Genomic DNA, 15910 nt, shown 5'->3' on the forward strand with positions numbered 1-15910 from the left:
CTGGGTCAGGAGCGGAGCCTGCGGAGCGACCGGGGAACGCTACATTTCCACTCACAGCGAGAGGTGATCCAGGGCCTTCAGATAGCCCTCGGAATCGAAGTCGGGTAGCAGTGCCGACTGCAGGATGAATCCCTGACAGAGGCCGACCACCAACGGCGCCATCGACTGCGCCCGGGTGTCTGGATCATCGAAGCCGTTGCGGGTGAACCACACTCGCAAGTATCGCTCGTACAGACCGCGCAACTCCGTAACGACGGGCACCACGGTGGAGTCCGCGTCGGTCTCCCTGGCTGCCGCGGCCCAGATCTGCAGCAGAATGCTGGGATTGCCGACGTCGCGGGTCATGCCGTCCAGGAACAGTCGCACCACGACAGCAGGCGGCGGCAGAGGGTGCTGTTTCTCCAGCCCGTCGAGATCCTCGGTCCGACTCTTCAACACATCCCGCGTGACGTGCAGAACCAGATCCTGCTTGTTCTTGAAGTAGCTGTAGATCGCGCCCGCGGACAACGCCGACTCGGCGATGATGTCCGCCATCGACGTCTTCTCGAAACCTGACCTCGCGAAACACGTCATCGCCGCGTCGATGATCTGTCTGCGGCGTTCCTCACGGTGGTCTTCGCTTACCTTGGGCACGCGTCCATATTAAAAACGAATCTTCGTTCTTGACAACCGAGACCCGCCCACCCAAGATAAAGAACGGTTATTCGTTTTAAATGAGGAGTCGTCATGAAGTCCACCCCGTGGCCACGCGCAGTGGTCGTCGCACTCGCAGGCGCTGCCGCGCTCGCCGTCGTCGTACTTGCCTTTCTGTGGCCCTCGGTCACGTCGACGGCCCACGATGTTCCTGTCGCGGTCGTCGGCGACAATCCGGCCTTGACCAGCCAGTTGGCATCGTCGTTCGACGTCACCACCGTGCCCGACCGCGCTGCGGCCCTCGATCTGATCACCACACGCGAGGTCTACGGCGCCGTCGTTCCCGGACCCTCGCCCGAGGTCCTCACCGCATCCGCCAACGGCACCGTCGTCGCGCAGATGTTCGACGGCGTGGCCGCTGCCCTGAACACGACGGCGACCGACATCGTGCCCCTTGCGGCGACCGACGCCCGAGGTGCCGGGCTTTCCGCGATGGCCTTCCCCCTTGTCATCGGCGGAATAGTCGGCGGCGTCATCATCTCCATGCTCGTCAAGGGCACAGGGCGACGGCTTCTGGCGACCGTGGTGTACGGCGTCGGCGCCGGTATCGTCGTCGTCGCGATCACGCAGGGGTGGTTCGGAATCCTGCAGGGCGCGTTCGTTCCGAACATCGCCGCCGTAGCGCTGTCGGGGTTGGCGGTGAGCGCGCTGATCGTCGGCCTGACCTCGCTGATCGGACCCGCAGGAATCGGCGTCGTGGCCGTCCTGATGATGTTCATCGGAAACCAGATCTCCGGCGCCATACAGCCGTGGCAGTTCCTCCCCGAGCCCTGGGGAGCCGTCGGGCAGTTCTTCCCGCCGGGAGCAGGTGCCACCCTGCTCCGCGACCTGTCGTACTTCCCTGGCGCGTCGACGACTCAGCCCTGGCTGGTTCTCGCCGCGTGGGTGGCGGCCGGGGCGGTACTCATGGCCGTCGGACACCGCAAGCTCACCGTTGCGAGCCGCAGCACGGTGCGCGCCTCGTCGGAGACCGAACCCGAGCGTGTTGCACTGTAGGCATGACCGAACTCCTGCTGACCGAGCGCCGCGGCGATGCCGTCGTATGGACGCTGAACAATCCCGAGTCGCGCAATCCGATCTCCGACATCGAGACGGTGGAGGCGATCGAAGACGCCGTCTCCGACGTGAATCGCGATCCGAGCGTTCGGGTCGCGATTCTCACCGGGGCAGGTTCCGCGTTTTCCTCCGGCGGAAACGTCAAGCACATGCGCGACAAGGAAGGAATGTTCGGCGGTAGCCCCGCCGAGCTGAGGCAGGGGTACCGACACGGCATTCAACGGATCCCGAAAGCGTTGTATCACTGCGAAATCCCGACGATCGCCGCGGTCAACGGTGCCGCGATCGGTGCCGGTTGCGATCTGGCGTTGATGTGCGATCTCCGCATCGCGTCGACGACGGCCACGTTCGCCGAGAGCTTCGTCAAAGTGGGCATCATCCCCGGCGACGGCGGGGCCTGGCTTCTTCCCCGAGCGATCGGTATGGCGCGCGCCAGCGAGATGGCGTTCACCGGTGAGGCGATCGACGCGGCAACTGCACTCGGGTGGGGATTGGTGTCGCAGGTCGTCGAGCCCGGTGACCTGCTCGGCGCCGCCCACGCTCTGGCAGACCGTGTCGCCGCCAATCCCCCTCAGGTACTGCGCATGACCAAGAAGTTACTGCGCGAAGGTCAGCACCAGAGCCTGGAATCCTTGTTGGAGCTGTCCGCCGCGTATCAGGCCGTCGCGCACACCACGGCCGACCACGCCGAAGCAGTCGACGCCATGCTGAGCCGTCGCGATCCGAGGTTCTCCGGCCGGTAGACCCTCACTTCTGTTCCGGCAGAATGTGTTCACCCGTCTTGTCGGTACTGAGCGAGAGCGAACTGATGTACTGCTTCTCGCCGTCGGGACCGGGAACGTTGGAGGCGATCATGTCCGGTCGCTCGAATTCCATGCCGGACACGTGGCACAGAAGCGTTGCGTCCGAGGGGTTTCCGTGCTCGTCGAACATCGGCAGATCGATACCGTCGTCGGTACGGCGAAGGTAGTACTTCCCCTTCGTCGCGACAGCCAGCACAGGCGGCATGACGATGGCGATGATCAGTGCGACGATCGGCGAATACGGCTCCAGTGCGCCACCGAGGCCGCCGAAGAACGTCAGAATCGACAGGCCGGCAGCGAGCAGCATGGAGACGAAGCCGACGGGGTTGACGTTGTAGAGCATGCCGCGACGGAACTCCGGGACCTTGGGCGACAGCTTCAGGATGTACTTGTTGAAGACGATGTCCGACGCCACCACCGCGATCCAGGCGATGCCGCAGTTGGCGTAGAAGCCGAGGATGTCGTTGAGAAAGCTGAACATGTCGGCTTCCATCAGGATCAACGCGATGGCGAGGTTGAACAGCACGAACACCATGCGTCCCGGGTAGGTCTTGGTGACGCGTGTGTACGCGTTGGTCCACGCGAGCGAGCCCGAGTACGCGTTGGTCACGTTGATCTTGATCTGACTGATGACGACGAGGATGACCGCGAGAGTCATGGCAAGCCAGCCCGGCATCATGTTCTCGTAGATCTCGAGGAACTGGTGCACGGGTTCGTTGGCGATGGTGGCTCCGTCGGCGACGTTGGCGATCAGGTACACCGCCAGGAAGAGTCCGACGACCTGCTTGAGTGCACCGAAGATGACCCAGCCGGGCCCGGCGAGCAGTACTGCAGTCCACCAGCGGCGCTGGTTTTCCGGAGTCTTGGGCGGCATGAACCGCAGGTAGTCGATCTGCTCGGCGATCTGCGCGATCAGCGACAGACAGACACCGGCCGCCAGCATGACCGAGCCGAAGTTGACGCCCTTGCCCTCGGCACCGTCGGCGCCGCCGTAGGCGAAGAACGTTCCGACCGAATCGGGATGTGCAGCAACGAGGTAGATGAACGGAAAGACCATCAGGACGAGCCACAGCGGCGTCGGCCACACCTGCAGCTTGGCCAGCGCTTTCATGCCGTAGATGACGAGCGGAATGACCATCAGAGTCGATACCGCATACCCGATCGGCAGCGGGACGCCGAGCCCGAGCTCGAGGCCCTGCGCCATGATGGAACCTTCGAGGGCGAAGAAGATGAAGGTGAACGTCGCGAAGATGACGTTGGTGACGACGGATCCGTAGTACCCGAATCCGCTTCCGCGCGTGATGAGGTCGAGGTCGATGTTGTACCGGGCGGCGTAGTAGGCCAGCGGTAGACCGGTGAGGAAGATGACGACGGCGAAGACGAGAATTCCCCACAGCGCGTTTCCGGTGCCGTAGGAGATGCCGATGTTGGCGCCGATCGCGAAGTCGGCGAGGTACGCGATGCCGCCCAGTGCGGACGTGGCGACGACGCCTGTGCCCCACTTGCGGTAGCTACGCGGCGCGAAGCGCAGCGTGTAGTCCTCCAGCGTTTCCTTCAGTGCCGAATCTGTCGGCGCAGGCTGCACAGCGGTCATGCAAGGAAGGTAGAAGCGCTACGTGTCGCCCACGTCACGCGAAGTACAGATGCTGTTACGCAGAGCCGCAAACCTGACTAATCGGGCACTCTGACGGTGCGTGGGGCTCCCCCGGCTGCGTCGACGAGTATCTGCAGGAACCACCCGAGGATCGGCGCACGCAGGATCCAGCCCAGCACGGCCCATCCCAACGAGACGTGTTCGAGCGCTGCCGCGATCGCTCTGGTCCCGGTCAGCGTCACCGCTCCTTCGTAACGCACACGAGTCAAGCTCTCGGGATGGTCCTCGGCGGCCGCGGTCTCGAGCGACACCGGGCGTCGACGAGCGAACCACGGTAAGACGGTCGAGCACGGGTCGCACGTGACCGACGCGTAGAGCGTCGCCGACGGAATCAGAGCGGGTGTCCACCGGGGAATCCAGTCCCTCGTCGACTGGCGGTAGTCGTCCCAGCCAGGCCCGAACCTCGTCACCAGGTCTGCTTTCTCGTGCCATGTCGCGAGCCCGGCACCGAATGCGCCCGCGAGCAACGCCGCGCCGGCGAGAAACGGCTCGCGGAAGAGACCCGCGAGGATCAGCAGGAGCACGACGGCGGACGCCTGCATGGGATTGGCGACGTATGCGTACGGCCCGGTGGTGACCAACCGAATCGGTGGATCCCACGGAAACGGTGTGCCGCCGCCGATCACCGCGAAATCGGCGACAGCCCGCAGGGCGATCACGACGACGACGAGGGCAAGTTGGAGAAACAGAGAATCCACGACGCCACCGCCGCCGGCCGCGAGCCGGTTCCCGACCGTCGACCATCCGGAATCGGACGCCAGGAGGACGTTCGCGAGCTCGAAGGAGACGGTGGGGAGGCCGAACACGAGGACCGCGCCGAACAGCACGACCTGCATGCTCGCGCGGGTCCTGAGCGCCCGCTGGTTCGACGTCAGCGTGCCGAGCAGCACTCCGGGCAGCAGTGCGGCAGCCACGGCCAGCAGTTCTCCCCACCACCACGCGCGTTCGAGCGTCACCAGCGGCCGCAGGCTACCCATGGCGAGCACGTCCGCCGCGATCAGGACGCACACGGTGACCGACACGTTCACCCACCGGGCCAGCAGTATCGGTACTGCACCCCACAGCGCGGACCATCCGAGCACGACGTCGACGGGCACCGACGACCACATCGTTCCCGTGGTGCCGAAGCTCCACCAACCGTTCTGCACAGCAACGACGTTCACCAGTAGCAAAACCAGGAAATTCCAGAGCATCGCAAGAAACGCGGCGCCTCGAACCCGCGCGGATGAGGCCACCCAGAACGCACCGACCAGCAGCACCGGCACCAGTACCGCGCAGGAACGCAGCACCGCCACCGAGAGACCGGTGTCGATGTTCACCGGTCCAGGCTGTCCAACAGCCATCCCGCGGCGCGTTCGGTGACGTGGTCCTCGAGGGGACCGAAGTACCACGCGGGCGCCAGCTCACGGGTGTACGACAGCTCGAGATCCACCGCAGTGTGTGTCGAATCCACTGCGCTCCAGGAGATGTCCGCGACGTTCCACGTCAGCCACGACGAGATGGGCGTGGTGTCGCCGACGACCGCAAGGCGCGCGGAATCGCGTGTGCGCGAGACGACCTCGAAGGTCAACTCGGTCGTGTGCTCTCCCCAGTGGTGTTCGGACACCAGCAGGGGCCGATGGTGCGCTCCGGCGAACGTGACGGTTCGACGTGCGCCCACCTCGAGCGATCCACCGCTGTCGGCGAGCGGCTCCGGAAAACCCCAGGACAGAACTCCGGGGAGGGGTGTTCCACCGAAGTCCAGTGGTCGTTCCCACGCCGCGACGACGTCGTCCACGTCGGCGTCCAGCGTCCTGGATGCGGACACGGTGGTCGCACCGTCGAGCGTCGTCGCAGGCACGATGCCTTCCGATGCCGCGACGGCGACGAGGACGAGCGCCGGGACGGCCACCGCATGCATCCTGTCGTCTCCCGGTCCCGACTTGGTGATCTTCTCCACGACGATGGCGACGAGTCCGCCGATCAGGTAGAGGATCGGGGCCGCGAAGATGACACAGATGAAGCCCTCGCCCAGCAGCATCATCGACATCAGAAGCAGGACGGTGATGACTTTCATCGTGATACCGACGGCGCTTCGACTCGGAGCGGACAGCACTACGATCACCGCCACCACCGCAGGAATGCCGACGTAGAACGCAGCGGTCTGCGCGGCCCCCGCCTCCGTCAGCACGTACCGCAGAAACACCGCCACCGCGAAGGCGACGACGCTGCCTGCAACCACGTATTGCGCCGATGTCGGTCGACGCTTCCGTACTTCGTCCCCCTGTGTCATGCCCAGTAGGCAACCACAGTGCGGACCTTCACGCACTGAGCAGTACGAAGTTCGCCATTTCCGCTCGCAGTTGGTTCATCGCTCGATGCTGGGCGACACGTACTGCACCGGCGCTCATCCCGAGCGCTCGACCGGTTTGCGGTGCGGTCATGCCCCACACCACCCGCATCAGGATGATCTTGCGGTGGCGAGGAGGCAGGGTTGCCATCAACGCCATTGCTTCGCTTCGGAATTCGCCCTCGATGGCATGCTCTTCCGGTGTGTCGTCGGTGGACGGCTCGTCCACCACCGATTCCAGCGAATACGACCGCCGGAGAGTGGCTTTGCGACCGGCATCGGCCAACTTGTGCGCAGCGATGCCGTAGACGAAGGCCATGAACGGCTTACCCATGTCTCGGTACTTGGGAATAGCCGTCACCAACGCCAGACACACATCCTGCACCACGTCGTCTGCCGCCACGTCCAGATTGCCCAAACGTGTTGCACAGTAACGAGCGAGCCTGGGCCTGACCAGCGCAATGACGTCCTCGAGAGCTCGTCGATCGCCGCCGACTGCAAGCGGAACCCGCGTGTCGAGCATGTCCACGATGTCGTTCGTCATCGCCGAAGTCCTCCCTGACTCACCGAAGCACCTTGTGTGTAGTTCGATCCTGCGGCGGATGCGGCTTGGTCGATACCCACCCCAGGGTGAGGTGAGCCCACCCCTGCGGTGCCCGACGCTCACCTCTTCGGGTTCCTGTGTTGCCGCGCGAAGAAACGCACGATGAATCAGGGCGTAACAGCAAGTCACGCGTCGGCGAATAGCCCTACACAGCGGCCGGAAACGGAGATCAGCATGAGCGAGCGAACCTACGGACGAAGCACCGTCGTGACCGACGACGGCACTGCGCTCTCGGTGTTCGAGACCGGTCGCCGCGATGCGCCGCTCACCGTGGTGTTCGTGCACGGCCACTGCCTGGCGAAGGAATCCTGGTTCGACGTCCGGGACCAGCTGCGGCAGGCCTGGGGCGACGAGGTGCGGATGGTGTTCTACGACCACCGCGGACACGGCTCGTCGGCGACCGCCGACGCGTCGACGTACACGATCGAGCAGCTCGGACGCGACCTCGGCGCCGTGGTCAGGGCATTGGTCCCCACCGGCCGATACGTCGTGATCGGGCACTCGATGGGCGGGATGACCGCCATGTCCTACGCTCGCCAGCACCTCGGCGAGCTGGGCAGCCGCCTCGTCGGCGTCGGATTGATCGCGTCGGCCGCGAACGGCATCGCCGAGGAAGGACTCGGCGCCTGTCTCGCTCACCCCGTCGTGTCGATGTTCCGCACCGCTGTCCGACGCGCACCGAGCGTCATGGCCGCGTCGAAGCGCCTGAGCAGGGGAATCTGCGCGCCCATCGTGCGGGCGGCGGGCTGCGGATCGCGACGCGTCAGCCCGCGGGTGGTCGCCTTGGCGTCGGCGATGTTGAACGACACCTCGGTGGTGACCATGGCGGGATTCCTCGGATCGCTGCACGAATTCGACGAATCGGAGAACCTGCCGGCTCTCGCCGTGGTCCCGACGCTGGTCCTGTGCGGCTCCGACGATCTGATGACGCCGATACGCCACTCCCGCGTCATCGCCGACTTCCTGCCCGCGGCGCGGATGGTGACCGTGGAGAAGGCCGGGCACATGGTCATCCTGGAACGTGCCGGTGAGGTCGCCGACGCGGTGGCCACGCTCGTCGCCCAAGCCGACCCCGCCTCGCGTCACGATGGGGCGAGGCGCGTCCTAGAGGTCGCGTTGTGAGATGACCCCGCTGTGCATGGCGCGTTCGGCCAGCCTGACACGCTTCTGATTCTGCGGAAGGTCCTCGACTCCGAACTTGGCGAACAGCACCCGCAGATGCGTCTTGACGGCGTCGACGCTGAGGAAGATCTCCGACGCGATCTGCTGATTGGACGACGGGTTGGCGAAGGTCGCGTTGTGCTTGTACGGCCTGCACAGTGCGACGAGGACAGCTCGCTGCGTCTCGGTGAGTGACCGCGTACTCGGCATGTCGGATGCGATGCGCGTGGCCTCGTCGCCGACGCCGGAGAAGTCGTGGAAGGTCAGCAGCGACGTGCCGATGCGGATGGTGTCGCCGTGCCGCAGCCGGCGCCGCCCGGTCAGCCGGTCTCCGCCGACGAAGGTGCCGTTGCGGGAGAGCCCGTCGTCGACGATGGTCCAGTGGCCGCCCATCCATTCGACCGTCGCGTGCAGGCGCGAGACCTCGTGGTCGTCGGGGAAGGACACGTCCGCCTGTACGGACCGCCCGAGCGTCAGCCTGCCGAGCTCCGGCGACAGCGCGACGTCCCGACGTGTTCCGTCGTCGGCGTCGTATCGAAGGCGCGCACCGTCCTGCTCCCCAGGATTCACCGCTACATCCTGCTCCGGCCCGGCAGGCCGGAGCAAGACGCAGAAGCTACTTCTTGACGGGCGGTGCGTTCAGCAGGGTGATGAACGGTCCCGCGTTGCTGGCGAGTGCGGACAGACCGCCGATGGCCGTTCCGGCGAGCGATGCCGTGGAACCGAGCAGCAGTGCGCCGCCGATGCAGCCCGCGAGTGGTCCTGCGCCGAAGAGCAGAGCTGCGGGTGCGGACACGACGCCGACCGCGACTGCGCCGAGCAGGCAGCCACCGACGAGTCCCGTTGCTGCACCCAGGAATCCGCCGACGGATGCCGACAGGCTCAGGTTGTCCTTGACGCCTGCGACTGCAGCGGGAAGGTCGACCTGCTGCAGGCCGGGAATCTGCGTCGACACCGGCGTCGCGGCCGCGGGCGACACGTCGGCGGTGAGCACTGCATGGTTGCCGTCGATCTCCGCGGCAACAGGGTGCGCGAGCCCCTCGAACGCGATGGACAGCGGAACCGAATCGACGAGGGCTCCGCCTGCGTCGCGGACGACCAGATGATTGTTCTCGTTGCTCAGTGTCCCTGCGGAGGTGTCGACGAGCACCTGGTCACCCTGTGCGGTGACGTTCCACCCCACGGGCGCGGGAGCGGGCGCCGGGTCCGCGTAGGACGTCCCCATTGCGGTCGTCATTGCGGCGATGACCAATGCCGACGTTGCTGCGAATCTACCGATCTTCATGTTCCCCGTCTTCCGGTGTCTGCTTCACACACCCCTTCTGGGTGCGGCGCAAAACTACGGCGCGGAGCGAGTCCGCATACTGGACGACAGAGAGACGGGGCACGTCCATAGCGTTAACAGTGAATCAGTTCTACCCCAAAGGGACAGAACGGATTTCGTAGATTCAAGAACCGGTAATCGCCATCCTATTTCTTGCCGAACAAGCCCGGCCCGTTGGACCCACCGTGACCGACGGCGAAGTCGTACGCCGACTCCGCGTGCTCGTGTTCGTCCAACCCGTCGGCTTCGTGTTGGGCGTCCGCACGCACACCCATGACGGCTTTGATTCCGAGTGCGATCAGGGCGGTCACGACGCCGGTGTAGGCCATCACGGCGACGACCGCAACGAACTGAACCCACAGCTGATGCAGTCCGCCGCCGTAGAACAGGCCGTCGACGCCCGCCGGCATGTCGGCGCTCGCCGGCATGTCGGCGCTCGCCAGCAATCCGATCATCAGAGTGCCGACGATTCCTCCGACGAGGTGCACACCGACGACATCGAGCGAATCGTCGTAACCGAAGCGGTACTTCAGGCCGATGGCCAGCGCACACAATGCTCCCGCTGCGATGCCGATGCCCGCAGCACCGATCGGCGTCACCGCCGTACAGGACGGCGTGATCGCCACGAGTCCCGCGACGACCCCCGAGGCAGCACCGAAGGAGGTGGCCTTGCCGTCGCGGATCTTCTCGACGACGAGCCACGCCGCCATCGACATCGCCCCTGCCCCGAGGGTGTTCACCAACGCGACGGCGGCAACACCGTCGGCCGCCAGCGCCGAGCCTGCGTTGAAGCCGAACCACCCGAACCACAGCAACCCCGCACCGAGCATGACGGCGGGAAGATTGTGTGGGCGCATCGCTTCTCGCGGCCATCCCCGACGGTTGCCGACGACGAGCGCGAGAACCAGACCCGCCATTCCCGCGTTGATCTCGACGGCGGTGCCACCCGCGAAGTCGACCGCTCCCAAAGCATTCGAAATCCACCCGCCGGTCTCGGCGACCAGTCCGTCGAGAGAGAACACCCAGTGCGCCACCGGGAAGTACACGAGCGTCGCCCACAGTCCTGCGAACAGAACCCATGGCACGAACCGCATCCTGTCCGCGACGGCGCCGGAGATGAGCGCGACCGTGACCATTGCGAACCCCGCCTGAAACGCCGCGAACACCAAGCCGGGGACGGTCCCGACGAGCGGAATCGACACGGCGTCACCGGAATACGTTCCGCCCAGCAGATCACCGAGCCCGACGAACTGCAGCGGATTGCCGATCCAGCCGCCCAGCACACCGTCACCGAACACCATTCCGAACCCGAACAGCAACCACAGCAGCCACACGACGGCGATGGCCGACAGGCTCATCATCATCATGTTCAGCACACTCTTGGCGCGCACCATGCCGCCGTAGAAGAACGCGAGCCCCGGCGTCATCAGCAGCACCATCGCGGTGCAGACGAGCAACCAGGCAGTGTCACCCGTGTCGGGTGCGCCGAGTGTCACCGGCCCCTCAACGACCCTGGAACTTCGGCTTGCGCTTCTCGGTGCGCGCGCGCCGCGCTTCCTTCATGTCCTCGCTCGTCCACGCGGCACCGAACGCGTCCCACTGTTCCCGCGTCGGCTCGTCGTGCGTGCCGTCGTCGTTGAAGACGAGTTTGAGGTGCTTCAGCGCCAGCGGGGCGAGTTCGGTGATCGCCGACGCCCACTCCATCGCCACCGCGAGGTCGCCGCGCTTGTTCGCGAGACCGCTGGTGTAGGCGCGGTCGGCGTCGAGCCGCTCGCCGCCCATCAGGATCGTTCGGGCGACGCTGCCACCGGCGAGGGACGCCAGCCGCTTGATCGTCCAGTTGTTGACGGCGATGCCGAGCCTCGTCGACGGGATCTCGAAGAACGCACCGTCCGCCACCACGCGCAGATCACTCGCGATCGCGAGCTGCGTTCCCGCACCCACGGCCGGTCCGTTGATCGCGGCGATGACAGGAACAGGTGCACCGTCGACCGCCCTGAGCAGCGATTCGAGAGCCTCGGGGAACTCCTTGGCGAAGTCGTCGCCGTCCAGGTCCGCACCCGCGCAGAAGCTGGTTCCCTGGCCGGTGACGACGATGACGCGGGCATCGTCGGCGACGGCCTTCTCGATCCCCTCCCGCAGTGCCACGCACAGATGGGTGTTCAAAGCGTTGCGGCGCTCGGGGCGCTGGAGCTCGAGGGTGACGACATCTCCGTCACGAGTCTGTCCGATCATGAGATCAGACGTTACCCATCGGTAGATGTGAGCGACTACTGCGGGCTGATGTACTGGTGAACGTGATCGAAACAGATGTCGCCGTCATCGGGGCCGGCCAAGCGGGCCTGTCCGCGGGCTACCACCTCCGCCGAGCCGGGCTGGTGGCCGGCGAAGGATTCGTCATGCTCGACAGGTCTCCCGCCGCCGGAGGGGCGTGGCAGTACCGGTGGCCGTCGCTGACCCTCAGCACCGTCAACCGAGTCCACGACCTGCCGGGCATGGAGTTCGCCGAGGTGCTGACCGACGAGAATCCGGACGGAGTGATCGCCGCCGAGGCCGTCCCGCGCTACTACGACGTCTACGAGAAGAAGTTCGACCTGCAGGTTCGACGACCGGTCACCGTCACCGTGGTCTGCGACCGCGAACCCCGGTTCCGAGTCGAGTCGGAGGACATCGTGCTCTCGGCTCGCGGGCTGATCAACGCAACCGGAACCTGGGAAAAACCGTTCGTCCCGAGGTACCCCGGCGCCGAGACGTTCACCGGACGCCAACTCCACACCAAGGACTACCGCACAGCCGACGAGTTCGCCGGCAAGCACGTCGTGATCGTCGGCGGCGGCATCTCCGCTGTCCAACTGCTCGACGAGATCTCCCTCGTCACCTCCACGACCTGGGTGACACGGCGCGAGCCCGAGTTCCGCGACAGCGACTTCGGACCCGACGCCGGACGCGCCGCCGTCGCCATGGTCGAAGAACGCGTCCGCGCCGGGCTGCCACCGGGATCCGTCGTCTCCGTCACCGGGCTGCTGCTGACCGACCGACTGAAGGCAGCACGCGACCGAGGTGCCCTGCACCGGCTACCGATGTTCAGCACCATCGAACCGGGCGGAGTGCGCTGGGCCGACGATTCCTTCCTCGACGCCGACGTCATCCTCTGGGCCACCGGATTCCGCAGTGCACTCGACCACCTCGCACCCCTGCGGCTCCGCGGCCACGGCGGCGGCATCGTCATGGACGGACGCCTCGCCACCCGCGTCGCCTCCGACCACCGCGTCCACCTCCTCGGCTACGGTCCCTCCGCCAGCACCATCGGCGCCAACCGCGCCGGCCGAGCCGCAGTGACCGAACTCCTCGGCACCCTCGGCAGCAGATAGCTCGCCGAGTTCGCACTTGTGCAGGTGATTCTGCCGATTCGATCTGAACAAGTGCGAACTCGAGATCGGTAGTGAAGTTTCGGATCCGGTTCTTACCCGAAACCGTCGGTTACACGTAGAAAATTCAAGCAAATCGCCCACTTCTGCACTGAGTGTCGGATAGGTTTCTTTGCATGCCCTCCATCTTGGGCGTCCTGCCGCGGAACGTACCGCCTCGGTGCGTGAACGTTCCGCGCTCGCACAGGTTTTCACCGCACACGAACAAGGAAGTTCGCACATGGGAAAGCTCGACGGGAAAGTTGCATTCATCACCGGAGCCGCACGCGGCCAAGGCAGAAGCCACGCTCTGAAACTGGCCCAGGAAGGTGCCGACATCATCGCGATCGACATCTGCGAGCAGGTCGGCTCCGTCGGGTATCCGCTCGCCACCGAGGAGGACCTCGCCGAGACGGTCCGCCAGGTCGAAGCTCTGGATCGACGGATCGTCGCCTCCAAAGCCGATGTCCGTGACACCGCCCAGGTCACCAAGGCCGTCGACGACGGCGTGGCCGAACTCGGTCGCCTCGACATCGTTCTCGCGAATGCAGGCATCGCCACGTTCGCGCCGCTCGAGGACCTGACGGACGACGTCTGGGACGAGATGATCGCAATCAACCTCACCGGCGTGTTCAAGACCGTCCGCGCCGCCGTGCCGCACCTCAAGGCCGGCGGGAACGGGGGCGCGATCGTGTTGACCAGCTCCACCGCCGGGATCAAGGGCCTGGCCAACCTGGCGCACTACGTCGCTGCCAAACACGGAGTAGTCGGGCTGGTCAAGACATTCGCAAACGAACTGGCACCCTTCGACATTCGCGTGAACTCGGTACACCCCACCTCGGTGAACACGGACATGATCCACAACTCGGAGACGTACAACCTCTTCCTGCCGGACACCCCGAATCCCACGAAGGAAGATGCGGGCGCCGCGTTCAAGACACTCAACGCACTTCCGATCGAGTGGGTCGAACCCGTCGACATCTCCAATGCCATCGCCTTCCTGGTGTCCGACGACGCTCGCTACATCACCGGAGTCCAGTTGCCCGTCGACGCCGGGTCGGTGATCAAGTGACCGGAACACTCGAAGGCAAGGTAGCCTTCATCACCGGAGCTGCCCGCAACCAAGGCCGCAGCCACGCGCTCCGGCTCGCCGAGGAAGGCGCGGACATCATCGCCGTCGACATCTGCGGAACCGTCGACACCATCGAAATGTACCCTGCCGCAACGCGTGCCGAACTGGATGACACCGTGAAGCAGGTGGAGGCACTCGATCGTCGCATCGTCGCCACCCAGGTGGACGTCCGCGACTCGGCGGGCCTGAAGAAGGCCGTCGACGACGGGGTTGCCGAGCTCGGACGCCTCGACATCGCCCTCGGCAACGCCGGCGTCTTCGAGATTTCACCCGCGCTCGACATCACCGACGACGCCTGGCGCACCATGATCGACGTCAACCTCACCGGTGTGTGGAACACGTGCAAGGCGGCGCTCCCCCACATCGTCGCCGGCGGACGCGGTGGATCGATCGTCCTGACCAGCTCGACGGCAGGTCTGAAGGGCACCCCGAACACCGTGCACTACACCGCAACCAAACACGGCGTCGTCGGCATCATGCGAACGCTGGCGAACGAGTTCGGCCAGCACAGTATCCGCGTCAACACCGTTCATCCCACCGGTGTGGACACCGTGATGATTCAGAACCCGAAGACGTGGGGTCTGTTCGCGCCCGACGACCCGAACCCGAGCCGCGAGAAGGCCGAGCCGATCTTCGCGACCACCAACACCATGCCCATCCCGTGGGTCGAACCGATCGACATCTCCAATGCCATCGCCTTCCTGGTCTCGGATGCCGCCCGATACATCACGGGGGCAACCATTCCCGTCGATGCCGGATACACGATCAAATGACGCTGCTGACGTCGATCACCGATGTGCGCCGCCGGATCGCGGCGCACATCGTCGGGCGGGATCGTGAACTCGACCTGCTGCTGGCTGCCGTGGCCGCCGGGCGAGATCTGCTGATCGAGGGTCCGCCCGGCACCAGCAAATCCACACTGCTCGGTGCGATCACGGCGGACTGGGGCATCCCGCTGCTGTTCGTCGAAGGCAACGCCGACCTGACGCCGGCTCGAATCGTCGGGCATCACAATCCTTCTCGGGTACTCCGGGAGGATTACAGTGAGGACAACTTCGTACCGGGCCCGCTGGTCGAGGCCATGCGCACCGGCGGTTTCCTGTACGTCGAGGAATTCAATCGTGCGCCCGAGGACACGCTCAACACTCTGCTGACGGCCATGGCCGAACGCAGAATCACCATCCCCCGCGTCGGAACGGTGTCCGCTCTGCCGTCGTTCCGCGTGGTGGCGTCGATGAACCCGTACGACAACGTCGGCACCACTCGACTCTCCACCAGCGTGCACGACCGGTTGTGCCGCTTGGCCATCGGATACCAGGACGCCGAGGCCGAGCGCGGAATCGTAGCCCTGAGAACCGAATCCGACTCTCTCAGACTGATCGCCGACGCCGTCGCCATCACCCGGGCGACTCGTGAACACGAGGACATCACCCAGGGCAGCAGCGTCCGAGGAGCGATCGATCTGACGCTCGTGGCCTGGCAACTGGCGTCGTTGCGCGAGGTGACGGTCCCCGACGTCACCGACATCGAACCCCCGCGCGACCTACCCGACGACTACCGACAGGTGATGCTCGACGCCGTCTACGTCGCCCTGTCCGGGCGTATCCACGTCGACGACACCGCCGACGCCACGCCGGAAACGATCCTGCACCGGATATGGGAAGACCACTTCCTGCTTCAGCCGGCTGCCGCCGCTCCGGGTTGAAGAGCAGTACCGGCGGATTCACCCGTCCGTCGACCGAGTTCG

General features: G+C 65.4%; 16 protein-coding genes. 7 read left to right on the top strand and 9 right to left on the bottom strand.

The annotated features are described in order from the left end of the window. Positions 1–51: 51 nt before the first annotated feature. A complete protein-coding gene (locus CH289_RS02185; RefSeq protein ID WP_019664418.1) occupies positions 52–633 on the bottom strand; it encodes a TetR/AcrR family transcriptional regulator in 582 nt (193 codons plus the stop codon). A gap of 93 nt (positions 634–726) precedes the next feature. Between CH289_RS02185 and CH289_RS02190 the strand changes: the two genes are divergently transcribed. Both CH289_RS02190 and CH289_RS02195 read left to right on the top strand, forming a co-directional pair. Continuing rightward, positions 727–1689, top strand: coding sequence for a hypothetical protein (locus tag CH289_RS02190; RefSeq protein WP_020111473.1), 963 nt, complete (start codon positions 727–729; stop codon positions 1687–1689). A gap of 2 nt (positions 1690–1691) precedes the next feature. Continuing rightward, positions 1692–2492 (top strand): crotonase/enoyl-CoA hydratase family protein, encoded by an 801-nt coding sequence (locus tag CH289_RS02195; protein WP_020111474.1) that lies wholly within the window; start codon positions 1692–1694, stop codon positions 2490–2492. 4 nt (positions 2493–2496) lie between these two features. Here the strand turns inward: CH289_RS02195 and CH289_RS02200 are convergent, their stop codons facing one another. The 4 genes from CH289_RS02200 to shbA all read right to left on the bottom strand — a co-directional run bounded on the left by CH289_RS02200 (position 2497) and on the right by shbA (position 7079). After that, positions 2497–4146, bottom strand: coding sequence for a purine-cytosine permease family protein (locus CH289_RS02200; RefSeq protein ID WP_094727138.1), 1650 nt, complete (start codon positions 4144–4146; stop codon positions 2497–2499). A 77-nt stretch (positions 4147–4223) separates the two neighbouring features. Beyond that, positions 4224–5525, bottom strand: a complete 1302-nt coding sequence (locus CH289_RS02205) for a methyltransferase family protein (protein ID WP_094727140.1) — start codon at positions 5523–5525, stop codon at positions 4224–4226. After that, positions 5522–6478, bottom strand: a complete 957-nt coding sequence (locus CH289_RS02210) for a hypothetical protein (RefSeq protein ID WP_256976942.1) — start codon at positions 6476–6478, stop codon at positions 5522–5524. The genes CH289_RS02205 and CH289_RS02210 overlap by 4 nt, the downstream gene beginning before the upstream one ends. Before the next feature lie 28 nt (positions 6479–6506). After that, positions 6507–7079: an RNA polymerase sigma factor ShbA gene (gene shbA, locus CH289_RS02215; protein WP_019664412.1), complete on the bottom strand. Its 573-nt coding sequence runs from the start codon at positions 7077–7079 to the stop codon at positions 6507–6509. 234 nt (positions 7080–7313) lie between these two features. On the opposite strand from shbA, the gene CH289_RS02220 reads away from it, so the two are divergent. Continuing rightward, a complete protein-coding gene (locus CH289_RS02220; protein ID WP_020111478.1) occupies positions 7314–8261 on the top strand; it encodes an alpha/beta fold hydrolase in 948 nt (315 codons plus the stop codon). Here CH289_RS02220 and CH289_RS02225 read toward each other — a convergent pair. From CH289_RS02225 to CH289_RS02240, 4 genes are all read right to left on the bottom strand, one after another. Next, positions 8244–8870, bottom strand: a complete 627-nt coding sequence (locus CH289_RS02225) for an FHA domain-containing protein (protein ID WP_019664410.1) — start codon at positions 8868–8870, stop codon at positions 8244–8246. The genes CH289_RS02220 and CH289_RS02225 overlap by 18 nt on opposite strands. Before the next feature lie 46 nt (positions 8871–8916). Next, positions 8917–9585 (bottom strand): hypothetical protein, encoded by a 669-nt coding sequence (locus CH289_RS02230; RefSeq protein WP_019664409.1) that lies wholly within the window; start codon positions 9583–9585, stop codon positions 8917–8919. A gap of 185 nt (positions 9586–9770) precedes the next feature. Next, positions 9771–11120, bottom strand: a complete 1350-nt coding sequence (locus tag CH289_RS02235) for an ammonium transporter (RefSeq protein ID WP_094727144.1) — start codon at positions 11118–11120, stop codon at positions 9771–9773. 7 nt (positions 11121–11127) lie between these two features. Continuing rightward, on the bottom strand, positions 11128–11859 hold the full coding sequence (locus tag CH289_RS02240) for an enoyl-CoA hydratase (RefSeq protein ID WP_094727146.1): 732 nt from the start codon (positions 11857–11859) through the stop codon (positions 11128–11130). A 56-nt stretch (positions 11860–11915) separates the two neighbouring features. On the opposite strand from CH289_RS02240, the gene CH289_RS02245 reads away from it, so the two are divergent. The 4 genes from CH289_RS02245 to CH289_RS02260 all read left to right on the top strand — a co-directional run bounded on the left by CH289_RS02245 (position 11916) and on the right by CH289_RS02260 (position 15868). Further along, positions 11916–12995, top strand: a complete 1080-nt coding sequence (locus CH289_RS02245) for an NAD(P)-binding domain-containing protein (RefSeq protein ID WP_094727148.1) — start codon at positions 11916–11918, stop codon at positions 12993–12995. A gap of 277 nt (positions 12996–13272) precedes the next feature. Continuing rightward, positions 13273–14103: a mycofactocin-coupled SDR family oxidoreductase gene (locus CH289_RS02250; RefSeq protein WP_033190821.1), complete on the top strand. Its 831-nt coding sequence runs from the start codon at positions 13273–13275 to the stop codon at positions 14101–14103. Then, positions 14100–14936 (top strand): mycofactocin-coupled SDR family oxidoreductase, encoded by an 837-nt coding sequence (locus CH289_RS02255; RefSeq protein ID WP_094727150.1) that lies wholly within the window; start codon positions 14100–14102, stop codon positions 14934–14936. Before CH289_RS02250 ends, CH289_RS02255 begins: the two co-directional genes overlap by 4 nt. Continuing rightward, positions 14933–15868, top strand: coding sequence for an AAA family ATPase (locus CH289_RS02260; protein WP_094626333.1), 936 nt, complete (start codon positions 14933–14935; stop codon positions 15866–15868). Before CH289_RS02255 ends, CH289_RS02260 begins: the two co-directional genes overlap by 4 nt. Positions 15869–15910 lie beyond the last annotated feature (42 nt).

It is taken from the genome of Rhodococcus sp. RS1C4, assembly GCF_002258225.1.
In the GTDB taxonomy this organism is placed as follows: domain Bacteria; phylum Actinomycetota; class Actinomycetes; order Mycobacteriales; family Mycobacteriaceae; genus Rhodococcoides; species Rhodococcoides fascians_E.